Annotated in this window: 17 protein-coding genes and 1 pseudogene; 7 read left to right on the forward strand and 11 right to left on the reverse strand. The window is 61.3% G+C overall.

Translation table 11 applies throughout. The annotated features are described in order from the left end of the window. Positions 1-85: 85 nt before the first annotated feature. Positions 86-826: a YciK family oxidoreductase gene (locus tag OSC50_RS16480; RefSeq protein ID WP_181078221.1), complete on the forward strand. Its 741-nt coding sequence runs from the start codon at positions 86-88 to the stop codon at positions 824-826. Positions 827-901: 75 nt separating this feature from the next. Here the strand turns inward: OSC50_RS16480 and OSC50_RS16485 are convergent, their stop codons facing one another. Genes OSC50_RS16485 through OSC50_RS16510 form a run of 6 tightly spaced genes read right to left on the reverse strand, consistent with a single transcriptional unit; the run spans position 902 to position 7062 of the window. Next, positions 902-2416, reverse strand: coding sequence for an ABC transporter substrate-binding protein (locus tag OSC50_RS16485; RefSeq protein WP_266248546.1), 1515 nt, complete (start codon positions 2414-2416; stop codon positions 902-904). A 32-nt stretch (positions 2417-2448) separates the two neighbouring features. Next, positions 2449-3420, reverse strand: a complete 972-nt coding sequence (locus OSC50_RS16490) for an ABC transporter ATP-binding protein (RefSeq protein ID WP_181078217.1) — start codon at positions 3418-3420, stop codon at positions 2449-2451. Beyond that, on the reverse strand, positions 3417-4373 hold the full coding sequence (locus OSC50_RS16495) for an ABC transporter ATP-binding protein (RefSeq protein ID WP_181078215.1): 957 nt from the start codon (positions 4371-4373) through the stop codon (positions 3417-3419). Before OSC50_RS16495 ends, OSC50_RS16490 begins: the two co-directional genes overlap by 4 nt. Further along, positions 4370-5227 carry an ABC transporter permease gene (locus OSC50_RS16500; protein ID WP_253511399.1) on the reverse strand — a complete coding sequence of 286 codons (858 nt, stop codon included), beginning with the start codon at positions 5225-5227 and terminating at the stop codon, positions 4370-4372. Before OSC50_RS16500 ends, OSC50_RS16495 begins: the two co-directional genes overlap by 4 nt. Further along, positions 5224-6171 carry an ABC transporter permease gene (locus OSC50_RS16505; RefSeq protein ID WP_181078211.1) on the reverse strand — a complete coding sequence of 316 codons (948 nt, stop codon included), beginning with the start codon at positions 6169-6171 and terminating at the stop codon, positions 5224-5226. The genes OSC50_RS16500 and OSC50_RS16505 overlap by 4 nt, the downstream gene beginning before the upstream one ends. 3 nt (positions 6172-6174) lie before the next feature. Then, positions 6175-7062, reverse strand: coding sequence for a proline iminopeptidase-family hydrolase (locus OSC50_RS16510; RefSeq protein WP_266248541.1), 888 nt, complete (start codon positions 7060-7062; stop codon positions 6175-6177). A gap of 183 nt (positions 7063-7245) precedes the next feature. Here OSC50_RS16510 and OSC50_RS16515 point away from each other — a divergent pair, with 183 nt between their 5' ends. Both OSC50_RS16515 and OSC50_RS16520 read left to right on the forward strand, forming a co-directional pair. Further along, the gene (locus OSC50_RS16515) at positions 7246-8010 is read left to right on the forward strand and encodes a LuxR family transcriptional regulator (RefSeq protein ID WP_266248539.1); all 765 of its coding nucleotides are present in this window, start codon (positions 7246-7248) and stop codon (positions 8008-8010) included. A gap of 93 nt (positions 8011-8103) precedes the next feature. Continuing rightward, on the forward strand, positions 8104-9036 hold the full coding sequence (locus tag OSC50_RS16520; protein WP_181078205.1) for a proline iminopeptidase-family hydrolase: 933 nt from the start codon (positions 8104-8106) through the stop codon (positions 9034-9036). A gap of 37 nt (positions 9037-9073) precedes the next feature. Here OSC50_RS16520 and OSC50_RS16525 read toward each other — a convergent pair whose 3' ends face one another. Beyond that, complete coding sequence (locus OSC50_RS16525; RefSeq protein WP_266248535.1) at positions 9074-10576, reverse strand: nucleobase:cation symporter-2 family protein; 1503 nt, start codon at positions 10574-10576, stop codon at positions 9074-9076. Positions 10577-10734: 158 nt separating this feature from the next. On the opposite strand from OSC50_RS16525, the gene OSC50_RS16530 reads away from it, so the two are divergent. Beyond that, the gene (locus OSC50_RS16530) at positions 10735-11568 is read left to right on the forward strand and encodes a nucleoside-binding protein (protein ID WP_266248533.1); all 834 of its coding nucleotides are present in this window, start codon (positions 10735-10737) and stop codon (positions 11566-11568) included. 227 nt (positions 11569-11795) lie between these two features. Here the strand turns inward: OSC50_RS16530 and punC are convergent, their stop codons facing one another. After that, the gene (gene punC, locus OSC50_RS16535; RefSeq protein WP_181078200.1) at positions 11796-12980 is read right to left on the reverse strand and encodes a purine nucleoside transporter PunC; all 1185 of its coding nucleotides are present in this window, start codon (positions 12978-12980) and stop codon (positions 11796-11798) included. Between the two features lie 122 nt (positions 12981-13102). Here punC and punR point away from each other — a divergent pair, with 122 nt between their 5' ends. After that, complete coding sequence (gene punR, locus OSC50_RS16540) at positions 13103-14026, forward strand: DNA-binding transcriptional activator PunR (RefSeq protein WP_181078198.1); 924 nt, start codon at positions 13103-13105, stop codon at positions 14024-14026. Here punR and OSC50_RS16545 read toward each other — a convergent pair. Continuing rightward, entirely contained in the window at positions 13998-15176 is a 1179-nt protein-coding gene (locus OSC50_RS16545; protein ID WP_181078196.1) for an aspartate aminotransferase family protein, read from the reverse strand. The two genes, punR and OSC50_RS16545, sit on opposite strands and share 29 nt — an antisense overlap. A gap of 102 nt (positions 15177-15278) precedes the next feature. On the opposite strand from OSC50_RS16545, the gene OSC50_RS16550 reads away from it, so the two are divergent. After that, positions 15279-16184 carry a LysR family transcriptional regulator gene (locus OSC50_RS16550; protein ID WP_266248529.1) on the forward strand — a complete coding sequence of 302 codons (906 nt, stop codon included), beginning with the start codon at positions 15279-15281 and terminating at the stop codon, positions 16182-16184. A 108-nt stretch (positions 16185-16292) separates the two neighbouring features. On the opposite strand, the pseudogene OSC50_RS16555 reads toward OSC50_RS16550, so the two are convergent. Then, positions 16293-16526: pseudogene (locus tag OSC50_RS16555) on the reverse strand (HAD family hydrolase); the annotation flags it as partial. Between the two features lie 208 nt (positions 16527-16734). Further along, positions 16735-17931 carry an enoyl-ACP reductase FabV gene (gene fabV, locus OSC50_RS16560; RefSeq protein ID WP_181078192.1) on the reverse strand — a complete coding sequence of 399 codons (1197 nt, stop codon included), beginning with the start codon at positions 17929-17931 and terminating at the stop codon, positions 16735-16737. 308 nt (positions 17932-18239) lie between these two features. Between fabV and OSC50_RS16565 the strand changes: the two genes are divergently transcribed. Then, positions 18240-19064 (forward strand): aspartyl/asparaginyl beta-hydroxylase domain-containing protein, encoded by an 825-nt coding sequence (locus OSC50_RS16565; RefSeq protein ID WP_181078191.1) that lies wholly within the window; start codon positions 18240-18242, stop codon positions 19062-19064. Positions 19065-19117 lie beyond the last annotated feature (53 nt).

The following is a 19117-nucleotide window of genomic DNA, read 5'->3' on the forward strand; positions in this document are numbered from 1 at the left end:
ACCTATGAAGCTCCCCCTCCCACAGGGTATCTCCACCGGTCTCAAGTTTTGTGCTGAAACATGTTGAATTCTGTCGAGGCTATTTATGTTTGATTACTCCGCACGTCCAGAACTGCTCAAAGGCCGGGTCATCCTGGTGACCGGCGCCGGTCGCGGGATTGGCGCGGCAGCGGCGAAAACCTATGCCGCCCACGGCGCCACCGTGCTGTTGCTGGGCAAGACCGAAGCCAACCTGGCCCAGGTGTATGACGAAATCGAAGCCGCCGGCCACCCGCAACCGGTGGTGATCCCGTTCAACCTGGAAACCGCCCTGCCCCATCAATACGATGAGTTGGCGGCGATGATCGAGAAAGAGTTCGGCCACCTCGACGGCCTGCTGCACAACGCCTCGATCATCGGCCCCCGCACGCCGATCGAGCAGTTGTCCGGCGAGAACTTCATGCGTGTGATGCATGTGAACGTCAATGCGATGTTTATGCTGACCAGCACCTTGCTGCCATTGCTCAAACTGTCCCAGGATGCGTCAGTGGTGTTCACCTCCAGCAGCGTCGGGCGCAAAGGCCGCGCGTACTGGGGCGCGTATGGCGTGTCCAAGTTTGCCACTGAAGGCCTGATGCAGACCCTGGCCGACGAACTGGAGGATGTGGCGGCGGTACGCGCCAACAGCGTCAACCCAGGCGGCACCCGCACCAGCATGCGTGCCCAGGCCTATCCAGGGGAAAACCCGATGGAAAGGCCGGCACCGGAAGAGATCATGCCGGTGTACCTGTACTTGATGGGGCCGGACAGTGCCGGCGTGAATGGGCAGGCATTCGATGCCCAGTAACAACTGACACAACTGGAACAAAATGTGGGAGGGGCAAGCCCCCTCCCACACTTGTATTGCGCGGTTGCCGAATGCTTAGTTTTTCACGACTTCTTCCAGGGTGAAACGGCCCAGCGGGTTTTGCAGGAAGTTGCTCACATTCTTGCGTGAGATATTGATGTAAGGGCTGTAGTACAGGTCGATCCAGTTCACATCCTGCTTGGCCAGTTTCTGCAGTTCCACATACATCTGCTCACGCTTGGCCGGGTCGGCTTCGATGCGGGCTGCGGCGACCAGGTCCTTGACCTTGTCGTTCTTGTAGCGGGTCATATAGTTCTGGTTGGTGTCGTGGCCCAGCACGAAGGTGGTCTTCTGGTCCGGGTCGAGGATGTCGTTGGTCCAGTACATCACCGAAATGTCGTACTCACCGTCCACCAGCATCTGCCAGCTCTGGGTCGGGTCGACCTTCTGCAGGTTGGCGGTCACGCCGACCTTGGCCAACTGGTCCTTGATAATCACCGCGATCTGCTCATCGGCTTCGTTGCCGGCATTGACCACATAGTTGAGTTTCAAGTCCTTGGCACCGGCCTGTTCCAGCAGCTTCTTGGCGGCGGTGGGGTCATACGGGCGCTGCAGGTTATTGGGGTAGTGGTACAGCGAGCCTTTCGGGATGTAGGAATAAGCCACGGTGCCCTGGCCGTACGTGACGGTTTTGACCAGCGATTGCTTATCGATGGACATGTCCAGCGCCTGGCGCACTTCGGGTTTGGCCAACAGGCCGTGGGCATGGTTGATCAACAAGTGATCTTCACGGGTGGACGGGTCGGCGTGGACCACCACGTTTTTGTCTTTCTTCAACTCTTCAACTCGAGAGAACGGCACGAAGATCGCGGTATCGAGTTCGTCGTTCTGCACCATGCGCATACGGGTGTTGTCGTCGGTCACCGAGACCCACTCCACACCGTCCAGGCTTACCTTTTGAGCCTGCCAGAAGTTCGGGTTCTTCTTGAGGATCACCCGATCGCCCTTGCGCCACTCTTCTACCGTAAACGCACCGGACGTCACCGGGTTTTCCGAGTAGGCGTCTTCGCCCATGGAGGTCATGGCTTTTTCGGACAGGATCGACACCGTCGGCGAAGCAAGTTGGGAGAGGAAGGCCACCGCCGGGGTCTTGAGCGTGACCACCAGGGTTTTCGGGTCGGCGGCCGTGGCCGTGTTGATCAGACTGAACGGGTCAGCCCACAGCGAAGCCTTGTTGTCGCGGATGCGCAACAGGCTGAAAGCGGCGTCGGCGGCGGTGATCGGCGAGCCATCGGAGAATTTCGCGTCACGCAGCTTGAAGGTATAGGTCAGGCCGTCCTTGGATATCTCCCAGCTTTCAGCCAGGCCCGGTTCCATCTTGGTGCCCAGGTTGTCTACGCGCACCAGGGTGTCGTAGACGTTGGCAAACACCCAGGTATCGCGGTTCTGCGCGCTTTTGATCGGGTCGAACGTGGTGCTGTCTTCACGGCAACCGATGGTGAGTACACCGGCGGCCTGGGCGAAACCGGCGGTCAGCGACCAGGCGGTCAGCGTGGCGGCGGCGAGTAACTTCAAGTGGCGGGATTGCATGTCATAACTCCTTGTTCATGAATGGCAGAGGGTTAAAGCAAAGGCGTTTCAAGCACGCAACTGTACCGGTGCTCGTGCAGGTGGTGGGTAGGCGGCAACGCTACGGAACACATTGCCCGCGCATGCCGGCAACGCGGGTGGAAGGCACAGCCGGTCGGTAAATTCAGCGGGCTTGGCGGCTCGCCCGGCAGGGGTTCGGCCGGCAATGGCCGCTGCGGGTCGATCTGCGGGATCGCCTCGATCAAGGCTGCCGTGTACGGATGGCGCGGCGACGTGAACACCGCTTCCACCGGGCCTTCCTCGACGATCTTGCCCAGGTACATCACCGCCACGCGGTCGCACAGGCGCCGCACGATGGCCAGGTCATGGGCGATAAACAGGATCGCCAGGTTCATACGCTGTTGCAGTTCCAGCAGCAGATTGATGATCTGGCCCTGAATCGATACATCCAGCGCCGCCACGCATTCATCGGCGACGATCAGGCGCGGCTCTACCGCCAGGGCCCGGGCAATGCCGACGCGCTGGCACTGGCCACCACTGAGGGCACTGGGTTTGCGCGTGGCCAGCTCAGGGCGCAGGCCCACCAGATCGAGCAGTTCGTTGACCCGGGCGGGAATGTGGTCCGAGCCGACTTTGCGCTGCACGCGCAAGACTTCGGCGATGGTTTCGCCGATGGTATGGCGCGGATTCAACGCGGCGTACGGGTCCTGAAAAATCATTGCCGTTTCATGGCGCAGGCGCGCGATGTCGATGGCGCTGCCTTGGGCCATGTCGACGCCATCGAACAGCACCTGCCCGGCACTGATCGGGTTCAGATGCAGAATCGCCCGCCCGAGGGTGCTTTTGCCGCTGCCGGACTCGCCCACCAACCCAAGGGTTTGGCCTGCTGCGAGGTTCAGCGATACACCGTTCACCGCCCTCACCCACTGTTTGTTCAGGCCGAACAAGCCACTGCCGGACGCGGCAAAACGTACCTCCAGGTCCTTGATCTGCAACAGGCTCATGGGCGCACTCCCAACGGATAGTGACAAGCCACCCGCGCGCCTTCAGGCAAGCGCTCGGTGCACAACGCGCCAACCTGCGGGCAACGCGGGTTGAAGCGGCAGCCGGCGGGTAATGCATCAAGCAATGGCGGCTGACCGGGGATGGTGCGCAGCAAGGCGTGGCCGCTGCTGTGGGCCGGCTGGCAGTCGATCAGGCCGGCGGTGTACGGATGCTGCGGATGCGCCAGCACCTCGTGCTTGCTCGCATGCTCGCACAGACGCCCGGCATACATCACCGCGATGGAATCGCAGGTCTGCGCCACCACGCCAAGGTCGTGAGTGATCATGATGATCGACAGGCCGCGCTGGTCGCGCAGGTCCAGCAGCAGGCGCAGGATTTGTGCCTGCACGGTCACGTCCAGGGCGGTGGTCGGCTCGTCGGCGATCAGTACCTTGGGGTTGCAGCCCAGCGCCACGGCGATCATCGCGCGCTGGCGCATGCCGCCGGAAAACTCGTGGGGATAGTTGTCGGCGCGCGCTTGAGGGTCGGGAATGCCGACCTGGCGCAGCACCTCGACGGCCTGCAGACGCGCATCCTTTTTCGATACGCCTTGATGCAGGCGAATGCCCTCGGCGATCTGCTCGCCGATGCGCATCAAGGGGTCCAGATGGCTGCTGGGGTTCTGGAAAATCATCCCCAGTTGCCCGCCACGCACCGCACGCATGCCGGCGGCGTCGAGGCTGAGCAGGTCCTGGCCGGCCAGGCGCACCGCGCCACCCTGCACACGCAGGTTGGGCGATGGCAGCAGGCGAATCAGGCCACGGCAGGCCATGGTCTTGCCCGAGCCGCTTTCGCCCACCAGGCCGAGGATCTCGCCTTCGGCCAGGTCGAACGACACACGGTCCACCAGGGTCACGTCACGCCCGGCATTGTGGGCGATCACGCTCAGGTCGCGCACTTGCAACAGGCTCATGTGCGGTCTCCCAGTACTTGCGCCACGCCATCGGCCAGCAGGCTGAAGCCCATGGCCAGCGTGACGATGGCCAGGCCGGGAAAGGTGCAGATCCACCAGGCCGTGGTGATAAACGCCTGGCCCTCGGCGACCATGGTGCCCCACTCGGCGGTCGGCGGTTGCACGCCCAGGCCCAGGTAGCTCACGGCCGCGCCATTGAGCAGCACCAACACCGCATCGGACATGGAAAACACAATCGAGCCGAACATTGCATTGGGCAGCAGGTGTCGAAACAGGATGCGCCCGTGGCCGAAGCCCAGGCTCTTGGCGGCCAGGGCGAAGTCGCTTTCCTTGAGCACCAGGATCTGCGAGCGGATCAGCCGCGCATACGACACCCAGCCCACCAGCGCCATGGCGATATAGAAACTCTTCAAGCCTGGGCCGAGGATGGCCATGATCGCCAGCATCAGCACCAGAAACGGGAACGCCAGGATTACGTCGATCACGCGCATGCACACGCTGTCGAAACGCCCGCCGATATAGCCTGAGACCGCGCCGATAAACGTGCCGATGATAAACGGAAAGATTACCCCGACCACCGCCAGTTGCAGGTCGATGCGCGCCCCCCAGATTACCCTCGAAAGGATGTCTCGGCCGTAGTTATCCGTGCCGAATGGATGGGCAAGGCTGGGGGCCAGCAGGCTCAGGTCGGTGTTCTGCGCAATTGGGTCATACGGCGCGATCCACGGCGCGAACAAGGCCAGGCCGAGCCACGCCAGCAGGATCAGCAGCCCCCACGCCGCCGTGAGCCGGCCGTTGCGTAAACCGAGTCGCAGGCGCAGGCGCCAGGGCGCAACCAAGGGTCGAGTGCTCATTGCATCTTCACTCGCGGGTCGAGCGCCACCGTCACCACATCGGCGATGAAGTTGACCAGCACCGTGGCGCACGCCAACACCATCGCCACGCCCTGCACCACCATGTAGTCGCGGGTAAAGATGCCGCGCACCAGCAACTGACCAATGCCGGGGATAGCAAACAGGCTTTCGATGACCACCGTGCCGCTGATCAACCAGCCGATATTCACCGCCAGCAGGTTGACCGCCGGGACCAGGGAGTTGGGCAATACGTGCCGGCGAAACACCTCGGCTTCCGACAGCCCGCGCGCACGGGCGGCGGTGACGTGATCGGCCTGCAGTTCCATCAGCATGCTCGCGCGCAGGTTACGTACCAGTACCGCCGACAGCGCCAGGGCGATGGTCAGGCACGGCAGCACCATGTGGTGCGCCTTGTCCAGCCAGGTGCGGCCATACCCGGACACCGGGAACAGGCCCCATTGCACACTGAGCAGCAGGATCAGCATCAAACCCAGCCAGAACGCCGGCATGCCCAGGCCGACGGTGGTGAAGACGCGGACCAGGTTATCCGCCCAGCCGCCTTTGTGGCGCGCGGCCAGTGTGGCCAGGGGCAGCGCGATCAGCAGCGCCAGCAACACGCTGCCGAGCACCAACATCAGGGTCGGCTCGATACGGGTGACGATCAGCTTCAGTGCATCGACCTTGTACAACAGCGATTGACCCAGGTCGCCCTTGAGCAGGTTTTTCAGGAAATAGAAGTACTGCAGCCACAGCGGCTGGTCGAGACCGTATTGGGCGCGGATTTTCAACAATGCATCAGGCGTACTGCGCGATCCCAGCAGCGCCCGCGCCGGGTCGCCGGGGATCGATCGCACCAGCACGAACGTAATCACACTGATGCCGAACAGTACCGGCAGCAGTTGCAACGGTCGGAACAGGACGAAACGGTAACGCGCCAGGTTCATGCGTCAGCCTCGGTGGCGAGCGAGAAAGTCCAGCAGCACCGGAAAATACGCCTGGGGTTCTTCATAGAACGGCATATGGCTGCTGTTGGGGAACACATGCAATTCGGCGTGCCGGGCAGCCATTTTCATGCGCATGGCGCACGCCGGCGTCAGTTCATCGTGCTGGCCGGTGGTAATCAGCATCGGCATTTTGAAGTCGGCCATCTCGGCGATACGGTTCCAATCCTTGAGGTTGCCGACGTAGAGAAACTCATTGGGACCCTGCATGGTTTCGTAAGGGCCCATGTTCCAGTCGCCAAGGGAACGCTTGACCGGCTCGGGCCATTCGTCCAGGCGGCACACGTGGCGATAGTTGAGCAAGGTGATCGCGGCCTGGTACTGCGGGTGGTCGAGGGTGCCCATGGCTTCGTGGCGTTGCATCATGGCCACGGTTTCGCTGCCCAGCGCGCCACGCAGGCGCTCCAGTTCCTGGGAAAGGTGCGGAATATCGCCGACGGTGTTTGCCAGGATCAGGCTTTTGAGCTCGTCGGGATAATGAATGGCGTACTCGATGCCCAGCCACCCGCCCCAGGAATGCCCTAGCAGGTGCACACGGCCCAGGCCCAGGGCTTGGCGCACGGTTTCGACTTCTTCGACATAACGGCCGATTTCCCACAGGGAAACATCGGTCGGTCTGGCTGATGCCCCCGTGCCGAGCTGGTCGAATGCGACCACTCGCAGGTTATGCTCCTTGAGCCAGCCATGGGCGTCGCGCAAATAGTCACACGGCAGGCCAGGGCCACCGTTGAGGCATAGAAGCACCTCATCGCCTTGGCCAAAGCTGTAGACCACGAGTGTGTGGCCGTCGACTTGCACGTTGTACCGCTGGTCGGGGGCAATTTCACGCCACATGCATACATTCCTTGTGTTGTATCGGCCTGGCGGGCAGCGGCCGTTTATCAGGCCAACACTACCGAGGATGCCGCGCGTCCATAACCTAGTATTTCTTATAGGTTTGGCCTGGCAGTCCTTCGCCGGGGCGTGGCATTCTACTTGCCGCAAGTCGAGATTCAAATGAAATCGGGAGCAGAACGGATGCTGGCCAAGCTTACTGCCTTCAACGACCGTCTGATGCCGGGCAGGAGCCTGGAAGAACAGATGGACAACACTTTCGTCCTCGCCCGGCAATTGGGCTTCGACGCGCTGGTGTACGACTACACCCCGGTGCCGATGGACCCCAATGGCACCCTGATCACCCCGTCGGTGCTCGAACTGCGCAACACCCCATCGGACTGGCACGCCTTATGGTGCAGCGAAGGGTTCTACCAGATCGACCCGGTGCAGCATCTTGCGCTGGCCACGGTGTCACCGTTCGTATGGTCCTACGACGTCAAGGTCGATACCCCGCTGAAAAAAGTCATCGATCCGTGCCACGCACCGGTCTCCTCCTACCTTCACGACCAGCAGCTCACCTGCGGCGTCAGCGTGCCGATCCACCTGCCAAGGGGCGGCTTCGCCTCGCTGACCGGCCTGCGCACCGGCAAGAGCCGCAGCGTGCTGCGGGACGCACACCACACGCTGGCGGATTTCAGCCTGATCACCCACGCGTTGCAGGAAGCGGCCTATCCGTTGTTCGGCAAAGAGCTGCGCAGCTACCCGCATATCCGCCTGACCAAACGCGAACGCGAGTGCCTCAAATGGGCCGCCGAAGGGCTGACTGCGGCTGAAATCGCCACCCAGTTGAGCCGTTCACTGGCTGTGGTGACCCTGCACCTGGCCTCGGCGATGCACAAACTGGGGGCCAAAAACCGCGTGCAGGCGGTGGTGCGCGCCACCCATTACCGCCTGCTGGAAGACTGATCCACCAGTAAAACCTAGCTGTTTTGCTAGTTACCTAAATTTTCCCGGCGGCTTATCGTGACCCTGATCCTTTTTTCAAGAGCAGGGTACGAAATGGAATTCATCGAAAAAATCCGCGAAGGGTATGCGGCGTTCGGCGCCTATCAGACCTGGTACCGCGTCACCGGCGACCTGAACAGCGGCCGCACCCCGCTGGTGATTATCCACGGTGGCCCCGGCTGCACCCATGATTATGTCGACGCCTTCAAGGACGTCGCGGCCAGCGGCCATGCCGTAATCCATTACGATCAATTGGGCAACGGCCGTTCCACCCACTTGCCCGACAAAGATCCGTCCTTCTGGACCGTCGAACTGTTCCTCGCCGAGCTGGACAACCTGCTGGACCACCTGCAGATCAGCGATAACTACGCGATCCTCGGCCAATCCTGGGGTGGCATGCTCGGCAGCGAACACGCGATCCGCCAGCCCAAGGGCCTGCGGGCGTTTATCCCGGCCAACTCGCCGACCTGCATGCGCACCTGGGTCAGCGAAGCCAATCGCTTGCGCAAGCTGTTGCCCGAAGGCGTGCATGAAACCCTGCTCAAGCACGAAGCCGCCGGTACCTACCAGGACCCGGAATACCTCGCCACTTCGCGGATTTTCTATGACCACCACGTGTGCCGGGTCAACCCGTGGCCGGAAGAGGTCGCGCGCACCTTTGCTCAGGTCGATTCAGACCCGACGGTGTATCACGCCATGAGCGGGCCTACCGAGTTCCACGTGATCGGCAGCCTGAAGGATTGGAAATCGATTGGCCGTCTGTCGAAGATCAACGTGCCGACCCTGGTGATCTCCGGCCGCCACGACGAGGCCACGCCGCTGGTGGTCAAGCCGTTCCTGGATGAGATCGCCGATGTGCGCTGGGCGCTGTTTGAGGACTCCAGCCACATGCCCCATGTGGAAGAACGCCAGGCGTGCATGGGGACCGTGGTGAAGTTTTTGGATGAGGCGTGCGCGGTGCCGCGCGCGGCACTCAAGGCCGGTTGAGTTCAGTGTGGGAGGAAGCACGCGCCCTCCCACTCCTTCAGACCTCGGAGGTCTCAGGCTTTGATGCCTGCCGTGCCGGCTCAGCCGTCACCGGGATCTCTTTGCCCTCGGCATCGAACAACTTGCCGCCCCTGAAGTAATCCCCATCACGCAGCGCCGCCACATCGTGGAAGCACAGGCTGCGTTCGGTCCCCGCGACGAACACCGACTGCTGGTCCGAGTTGCCCGCGGTGAAATGGTTGAACGCCAGGTTCAGCAGAATCGCCATGATCGCCGACGAACTGATCCCCGAATGGAAAATGGTCGCGAACCAGCTGGGGAAGTGGTCATAGAAGCTTGGCGCGGCGATGGGGATCATGCCGAAACCGATGGAGGTGGCGACGATGATCAGGTTCATATTGTTGCGGTAATCCACCTTGGACAAGGTGCGAATTCCACTGGCCGCCACCGTGCCGAACAGTACGATCCCGGCGCCGCCCAGCACCGACGTGGGCACTGCGGCAATCACCCGGCCCATGAACGGCAGCAAGCCGAGAATGACCAGGAACAGCCCGCCGGTGGCCACCACAAAGCGGCTTTTCACCCCGGTGACCGCCACCAGGCCGACGTTCTGGGCGAAGGCACTCTGGGTGAACGAACCAAAGATCGGCGCGAACATGCTCGACAGCATATCGGCGCGCAGGCCGTTGCCCAGGCGCTTGGAGTCCACCCTGGTGTCGATGATTTCACCCACGGCGAGGATATCCGCCGAGGTTTCCACCAAGGTCACCATCACCACGATACACATCGAAATAATCGCAGCGATGTGAAAGGTTGGCATGCCGAAATGAAACGGCGTGGGGAAGCCGAACATTGGCCCTTGGGTCACGCTGGAGAAGTCGGCCATGCCCAGCAGCACCGCGATCAGCGTGCCGATCACCATCGCCAGCAGGATCGATAGGCGCGAAATGGTCGCGCTGCCGATTTTGCTCAGCAGCAGCACCAGCACCAGCGTCAACGCCGCCAACCCGATATTGGGCATGCTGCCGAAATCCGCCGCGCGGCTGTTGCCGCCCATGGCCCAGCGCGCCGCGACGGGCATCAGGGTCAGGCCGATAGTGGTGATGACGATACCGGTGACCAGCGGCGGGAAGAACTTGGTGATCCGCGAGAACACCGGGGTGATCAACAGGCCGATCAATGACGCGGCCATTACCGCTCCGAGAATCGCCGGTAAACCACCGGCACCGTCGCTGCCGACAATCGCCACCATGGTGGCCACACCGGCAAACGACACGCCCTGCACCAACGGCAGCTGGCAGCCGAAAAACGGCAGGCCGAGGGTTTGCAACAAGGTCGCCAGGCCGCCCGCGAACAGCGACGCGGCGATCAACAGGCCGATATCCGCCGGCGATAACCCGGCCGCCTGGCCGACGATCAACGGTACGGCAACGATGCCACCGTACATGGTGAGCACATGCTGCAGGCCGTAAGCCATGTTGGCCGCGATGCCAAGATTCTCATCTTCCGGCCGCTGCGGTGACGCCTTCGGGGTAGTCATGGTGAGGGGTTCTCTGTTTTTGTTGTGCGGCCACTGTATGCAATCTTTGGACTGGATGTCCATAGAGTTGTATACAATCAACCAGACAAGATACCCTCCGCCGGCGTTACAAAAACCATTCGGCCGTGATGAGCCGCAACGCCAAGGACACTAAAACAATGAAAAAGGCACTACAGGGCGCTACCGTCGCACTCACTCTGCTGGGCGGCGGGGAGGCTGTCGCGGTGGAATGGATGAACAACAGCGTAGGGTTTCGCTACGGCCAGCAGTTCACCAATCCGAACAACCCCGATGAATTCAGCAAGCGCATCTACAGCTTCACCCACGCCAGTGGCTACCGATACGGCAGCAATTTTCTCAACCTGGATGTGTTCCTGTCCGACAGCCGCGACCCGCGCAAGGGCACCGATCACGGGGGCAGCGAGGTGTACGCGGTGTACCGGCACCAGCTGTATGCCTCGCGGGTATTCGACAGGCCGCTGGGCACGGGTGCGATCAAGGACTACGCCCTGACCCTGGGCTTCGACGCCAACCGAAATAACAACTTCGCCTCCGCGAAGAAACGCGCGCTGGTGCTCGGCCCGACCGTGAAATTCAATACTGTCGGCGTGTTGGACCTGAGCCTGCTGTATTACAAGGAGCGCAACCACACTGGCATTCCCGGCGCCCAGGAATCCGACCACACCTTCGACGACACCTACATGCTTAACCTGACGTGGATGCGCCCGTTCGAGATCGCCAACCACGGGGCGAAATTCCAAGGGTTCATCAATTACGTCGGGGCTAAAGGCGAGGACTACCACGGCCGCGACACCGCTGCCGAAGCGCTGATGCGCACCGCGTTGATGGTGGCCGTGCGACCGGGCAAGAGCGTCAAACCGAACCTGTACCTGGGCGTGGGTTACGAGTACTGGCATAACAAATTCGGCGTCGACGGCGGCCGCGGCAGCCGCACCTCCACGCCGACCGTGAATATGGAAATCACCTTTTAATCACGGGTGCTGCTGTGAGTCGGACACACCGCATTCGCAGCCATTAGGGCCGCTGCGCAGCCCAGCGCAGGACAAGCCTGCTTACCACAGGGAAGCAGCACCCCCGCAGTTGTGGTGAGCGGGCTTGCCCCGCGCTGGGGCGCGAAGCGGCCCTGTCTCCAGACACTGCGGTGTGACAGGCTTAAACAGTTTGCAGACTTTGGGGCAGCCGCTACGCAGGTGTTCTTTCAGTTCAGCTCTGTCATCAGCTCGGCACGATTGGTCTTCGGCCGGGCCAGCCAATATCCCAACACTGCCAGCGGCGCGGTTGCCAGCATCACGATCACGGTGATCATTAGCGGATGTTCGAGCATTGATGACACCAGCAGGCTGCTTACAAAACACAACCCCAACTGCAGGGTGTTTTGCAGCGCTGCGGCCTTGCCGGAATTTTCCGCGAAGGGCATCAGCGCGTTCGCCACCACGATGGGGTAACTGGCACCGTTGCACAGCGCCATCAGGCAGAACGGAATCAACAGGGTAGTGAGCGTCGGCACGGTCAACGTGGCGACCAGGTACAGCGCCCCCATGCTCACGCAGTAGGCAAGCAGCAGCCACGGCAGCAAGGTTTTACCCTGCAGATGCTGCAAGGCGCTGCGGCAACTGTAACCACCTATCAGGAATGCCAGGGTCGGCACCACATAGCTCAAGCCAATATCATTGGGGCTGTAACCCATACCGCCGAGAATGAACGGGGACGCTGTAAGCCAGGCAAAAAAACTGGCCGAGCACGCGGCAAAAATCATTACGTTGCCGCTGAATACCCGCGACTTGAGCAACTGCCCATACCCCAGGCGCGCCGGTGCCTGTGTCAGTCGTTTCGGCGCACTGCGCAGGAATAAGGTGGGTAACAGCAGCGCCAGCGACACAGCCAGCAACACGCCGAAGATCGCCTGCCAGCCTACGTGATTCAACACCAGCGCGCCCAACAGTGGCGCCAGGGCCGGCGACAGCGACATCAACGGCATGATGCTGGCGAACACGCGATGGGCCTTGTCGGCCGGGTAGCGATCAATCACCAGCGCCTGCCAGCTCACGGCGGCGGAACACACGCCGATCGCCTGGATAAAGCGCAGCGCCAACAGTTGCGCAGCACTGTCGACCCAAAACATGCCGGCGCAGCCCAGCACAAACAGGCTCAGGCCCGCTAGCAGAATCGGCTTGCGCCCCAGGCGGTCGGACAACGGCCCCCACACCAACTGCCCCAGCGCAAACCCGGCGAGGAAGACGCTCAAGCTGGCGCCGACCGCGCCCGCGCTGATCTGCAAGTGTTCGCCCATGGCGCCGAACGCCGGCAAGTACATGTCCATGGCGAGATAACCGAGCATGCTCAGGCCCGCCAGATACCAGGTAAAACCAAACGAATTTTTCATTGAAGCCTTGTTGACCTTGCCATCAAACTATTTGCTGACTGGCGCCCATTATGAAGCTGACAGTTTTCATGTGAAGCGATAATAATTGGCCGAAGCTATCAATAATTTTGAAGGCAGCGATCATGTGGTCCGAATATTCCCTGGATGTGGTAGACGCCGTGGCGCGCCACGGCAGCTTCAGCGCCGCCGCACAGGAATTGCACCGTGTGCCGTCGGCCATCAGCTATACGGTGCGTCAGCTGGAAGAATGGTTGGCGGTGCCGCTGTTCGTGCGGCGTCACCGCGACGTGGAACTGACCCCCGCCGGCCGCCTGTTTATCGACGAAGCCCGGGGCGTGATGAAGAAAATGCTCGGCACGCGACGCTTGTGCCAGCAAGTGGCCAATGGCTGGAGCGGCCAGTTGAAGGTGGCGGTGGACTCCATCGTCAAACCCCAGCGCTGCCGGCAATTGGTGCTGGATTTCTATCGACGGTTCCCCGAGGTGGAATTACTGCTGGAGTACGAGGTGTACAACGGTGTGTGGGATGCCCTGGCCGACGAGCGCACCGACATTGTGATCGGGGCCACCAGCGCGGTGCCGGTGGCCAGCCACTTTACCTTTCGCGATATGGGGTTGTTGAACTGGCTGTGCGTGGTCAGCGCGCGGCATCCGCTGGCGAGCGTTGAAGGCCTGCTCAGCGACGACCAATTGCGCCCCTTCGCCTCGCTGTGCATGACCGACACCTCGCGTAACCTGCCCAAGCGCGACACCTGGACCCTGGACAACCAACGGCGCCTGGTGGTGCCTAACTGGGCGTCAGCCATCGATTGCCTGCGCGATGGGTTGTGCGTCGGCATGGCGCCGGCACATAAGGTAGCGCCCTGGATCGAACGCGGCGAGCTGGTGGCGCTGCACCTGACCCGCCCCTTCCCCGCCAGCCCGTCCTGCGTGGCCTGGGCGCAGAACAAGCTGTCCCCGGCCATGGCGTGGTTACTCGAATACCTGGGCGACACCGAAACCCTCAACCAAGAATGGCTCAATGGCCCTGATCCAATAAGCGGCTGATGGCCCGCACGATCATCTCGACTTCCTTGCCGTCCAGGGTCAGCGGCGGCAGCAGGCGGATGATTTTGCCGCGCGTCACATTGATCAGCAGCGCATGCTCCTGGGCGGCGCGCTGGGCCAGGTCGCGATACGGGCTGACCAGTTCGATGCCGATCATCAAGCCCTGCCCGCGAATCGCCAGCACCTGGGGGTGTTCCGCCAGTTCCACGCGCAGCCGCGCCAGCAAGCGTTCGCCCTGTTGCGCGGCGTTGTGCAGCAAGCCCTGCTCTTCGATGATGTCCAGCACCGTGCAGCCAACCCGGCAAGCCAGCGGGTTACCGCCAAACGTGCTGCCATGACTGCCCGGCGTGAACAAGCGCGCCACACCGGCCCGTGCCAGGCAGGCGCCGATCGGCACGCCATTGCCAAGGCCTTTGGCCAGGGTCATGACGTCCGGCACGATGCCTTCATGCTGGAACGCGAACCACGCACCGGTGCGACCGATGCCGGTCTGGATTTCATCGAGCATCATCAGCCAGCCGTGGGCTGTGCAGTGATCGCGCAAGCCACGCAGATAGCCGGGCGGCGCCGGCAATACGCCACTTTCACCCTGGATCGGCTCCAGCAACACGGCCGCAATCTGCGCGCCATGGGTGCGGGTGATCGCTTCGATGGCGGCCAGGTCACCGAACCGGACCTTGAGAAAATTCCCCGGTAAGCGCTGAAACCCGAGGCGCACCGACGGTCCGTCGCTGGCCGCCATGGTGCCCAGGGTGCGCCCGTGAAAGGCGTTCTCCATCACCACAATCAACGGTTCTTCGATGCCCTTTTTCCAGCCATGCAAGCGCGCCAGCTTGAGGGCGGTTTCGTTGGCCTCGGCGCCGGAGTTGTTGAAAAATCCGCAATCCAGGCCGGACAGCTGCGCCAGGCGCCGGGCCAGGCGTTGTTGCCAGTCAATGCTGTAGAGGTTGGAGGTGTGCAGCAACAGACCGGCCTGCTCGCTGATGGCCGCCACCAGGCGCGGATGGGAATGCCCGACATTGGTCACCGCCACACCCGCCACCGCATCGAGGTACTCGCGACCCTGCTGGTCCCACAGACGCGTGCCCAGGCCACGGGCGAAGCTCAGGGCCAAGGGTTGGTAGGTGGTCATCAGGCAGGCGGCGGTCATGGTGCGGGCTCCAAGTCATCAGGTTGATGGTCTCAGTATCGTTAGCCACCTGAGCTGGATAAACTGCGCATTTCTGCAATGACTTTAAACCAGGGCTTGATAATGGATCTGTTCCAGGCAATGTCGGTGTACGTAAAAGTGGTGGAGACCGGCAGTTTGACGGCGGCGGCCCACGCCTGCGGCCTGTCGACCACGATGGTCGGTAACCACCTGCGCGCCCTGGAACAGCGCCTGGGAGTCAGTCTGCTCAAGCGCACCACGCGCAAGCAGAGTCTCACGGAGTTCGGCGGCCAGTATTATCAACGCTGTCTGGAAGTGCTGGGGCTAGTGGCCGACTCCGAACAACTAGCCGAACAAGCCCACAGTGACGTGCCTAGAGGCACCTTGCGCATCACCGCCCCACCCGCCTTCGGCACCGAGCGCCTGGCGCCGGCGTTGAGCGAATTCTCCCAACGTTATCCGCAGATCAAGCTCTATGTGGTGCTCAGCAACCAGCGCATGGACCTGGTCGACAGTGGCTTCGACGTGGCGATCCGCTTGGGCGAGTTGGAACCGTCGAGCCTGATCGCACGGCCCATGCAGGACTACACCATCACCCTCTGCGCTTCGCCGAGCTACTTGGCGCGACGCGGCACGCCGACCAGGCCCGAAGACCTGCAACAACACGACTGCCTGGCATTCGCCTATCCGTCCACCGACGACTGGCGCAACGCCGACAAGCTCTGGCGTATGACGGGAGCGGACGGCGAAGTGGAAATCCCGGTGTCGGGATCGTTGACCATCAATAGCTCACAAGCCCTGCGCCAAGCGGCGGTGCAAGGCATGGGCATCGTGATGCTGCCCGATGCGCTGGTCCAGCCCGATCTGCACAGCGGCAAACTTGTGGCGTTGCTGACCGACTATCAATTGCCCAGCCGCCCCATGCACGTGCTGTACGGCCAGGATCGTTATCGCCTGCCCAAGTTGCGAGCGTTTGTCGATTTTGTGATGGAGAAATGGGCGCGCTAGAAGCTCACGCCCAATTCACGCAATCGTGCCGATGTCTGCTCGGCCGATACATGATGAATGTCCTGCCAACCCAGAGCGCTGGCGGCATCGGCTTGTCGGCCACGTCATCTCGTAAAAGGCCGTGATCGAGTCTCTAGGGTGGGGGTGTTGATCGATCAGGATTTGCGTGGCTTCGGCCAGCGGCCGCCCCGCATCTTGTTCGGTATTCCAGGCCTGGGTGCAGATGTTATCCAGGAATCACTGCCGTTCTTGATCGTCGGCAATCAGTTTGCGGTAGAGGTGATGCGGGCTCCAATCGAAGAGAACACCGCCGAAATCAAAAACTACTGCACGAATCGTCATCAGATCCTCCGTTGGCTTGGCTTGATAGCGGGAGGAGTCTGGCAGATTTGAAGAGAGGGAAAGGCGCGCTGAAGCGCAAGAAACCTCTGAAACGCACGCAAATCAACGTGGGAGGGACTTGCCCCCGACGGCGATAGCTCAGCTACAGCTGAGCTGTCTGACGCGAAGCCATCGGGGGCAAGCCCACTCCTACATTTTTAACCGCGCTTTAGGCTTGGATCAGACCGTTGATCTTCACCGTCGGATTTACATCAGCCTCGTAGTCCACGCCATCGACTTCAAAGCCGAACAAGCGCAGGAATTCCGCTTTGTAACCGGCAAAATCGCTGATCTCGTTGACGTTCTCGTCGGTGACCTGGTTCCACAGGGCCGCCACGGCGTCCTGGACCTTCGGCTCCAGCTCGGCCAGGTCGGCGCGCAGGCGGCCGTCGGTGTCGAGCTTCGGCTCTTTGCCGTACAGGCTGTCCTTGAACAAACCGTAGACCTGCTCGATGCACCCTTCGTGAGTGCCCTGCTCTTTCATCACTTTGAACAGCAGCGACAGGTACAGCGGCATGATCGGGATCGCCGAGCTGGCCTGGGTGACCACGGCCTTGAGCACCGACACACGGGCGTCGCCCTTCAGTGCGGCGAGGTTGTCGCGCAGGGTCAGGACTTTCTTGTCCAGGTCTTTCTTGGCTTCACCGATGGAGCCGTTCCAGTAGATGTCCTGGGTCAGCTTTTCGCCAAGGTAGGTAAAGGCGGTGGTCTTGGCGCCTTCGGCCAGTACATCGGCGTCACGCAGCGCGTCGATCCACAGCTGCCAGTCTTCGCCACCCATGACTTTCACGGTGCCGGCGATTTCTTCTTGGGTCGCCGGCTCCAAGGTGGTGTCGACCACAACCCCTTTGTCGGTGTTGATACCGCGCAGGGTCACGGCCTTGCCGATCGGCTTGAGCGTGGAGTTGTAGACTTCACCGGTCTTGGGGTCGGTACGGCGTGGCGCGGCCAGGCTGTAGACCACCAGGTCGATCTTGCCCAGGTCTTTTTTGATGGTTTCGATGGTCAGGCGCTTGATCTCGTCGGAGAACGCGTCGCCGTTGATGCTCTTGGCATACAGGCCTTTTTCGACCGCAAACTTCTCGAACGCAGCGCTGTTGTACCAGCCGGCGGAGCTCAGCTTGCCTTCTTCGCCTTCTTTCTCAAAAAACACGCCCAGGGTGTCGGCGCCGCAGCCAAACGCAGCGCTGATGCGCGCGGCCAGGCCGTAACCGGTGGAAGCGCCGAGTACCAGCACCTTCTTCGGGCCGCCTTCGATGGCGCCATGCTGGGTCACGTAATCGATCTGTTCCTTGACGTTCGCTTCACAGCCAACAGGGTGAGCGGTCACACAGATAAAGCCACGAACCCGCGGTTTGATGATCATAAAGTTTCTGCCTCTTCCAAGGTGCCGAAGGCCAGTGGTGGCCATTCAGCTTCAATCGTACCGGTCTATGACGTCCGAAAAACCGAAGCGTCACGATAGTCGTAAATCTCGCGTTTACAAAATTCGGTGCACACACCCCGGCAACCGTTAAAAACTGTGAGTGGCCTGCACACTTTTTCGCACTATTTAAACTGCCGACACGGGGTCAAACGCCTTATTATGACGTAGTTGTTTCAACATGTTTCAAACCCACCACTCGCAGCCACCGGTCCGGACCTGTCGAATGGCGTCCTTGTGGAGCTGAGTTCATGAACAAGCCTGCTGTGCGTAAAAAAGCCATCTCGCTGGCCTGGGTGCTCGCGGGCCTGCTGTTTATCGATGTATTCCCCGAGACCACGCTGGTGTTTCTGTGCCTGGTGCTGCTGTGCGGCCTTTACGATTTTTTGCGCAACGGCCTGTACGATGCGTCCACCATCAAAAAGTACTTTATCGGCAGCGGCCGCAACACCTGGCTGTTGGCGCCGTTCAATACCCTGTTCGACCTGCTGAGCTCGCGCAATCGCCACATCTATACGATGCGTGACCTGCCACCCGCCTGGCGTGAAGAGCTGCAACGGGTCATTGATGAGGCCATGGCCCACAAGGACGAAATCATCGGTTACCTCGACGAACGCATGGCCGAAAAAAAGCGAGGCATGTTGTTTTTCCAATGGTACGGGCGGCCGATCGAGACCCACCTGGACATCCCGGCCCTGCGCAAAAAACTGCCGTTCGTAAAAACCATCGGGGTGTCGGTGTTCAACGAAAACCGCTCCACGTCCTTTCACTTCGGCCCACTGCGCATGATGTTCCGCGTGCTTTACAACATGGCGCCGGCGCCCCATCACGACGGCGTGTATATCCAGGTGGGCGAGCACAAACACTACTGGCATGACGACCCGTTGTTTATCTTCGATGACACGCTGATGCACGCGTCTTTCAATAAGAACGATGCCAAGCGCTACTGCCTGTTCATCGATATCGTGCGGCCGACCCCAGTGCCATCGGTGCTCAATGCCGTGATCGCCGGGTTTGCCGCGCTGGTCTTTACCCTGCGTCGGGTTTTCTACAAAAACTGGAAGCTGATCGAGTGAGTTCTGCGGCATGATGGTGTTGAGCGGTGTTTGCGCTGGGCCGTGTGCCTGAG

This window comes from Pseudomonas quebecensis, from assembly GCF_026410085.1.
GTDB lineage: Bacteria > Pseudomonadota > Gammaproteobacteria > Pseudomonadales > Pseudomonadaceae > Aquipseudomonas > Aquipseudomonas quebecensis.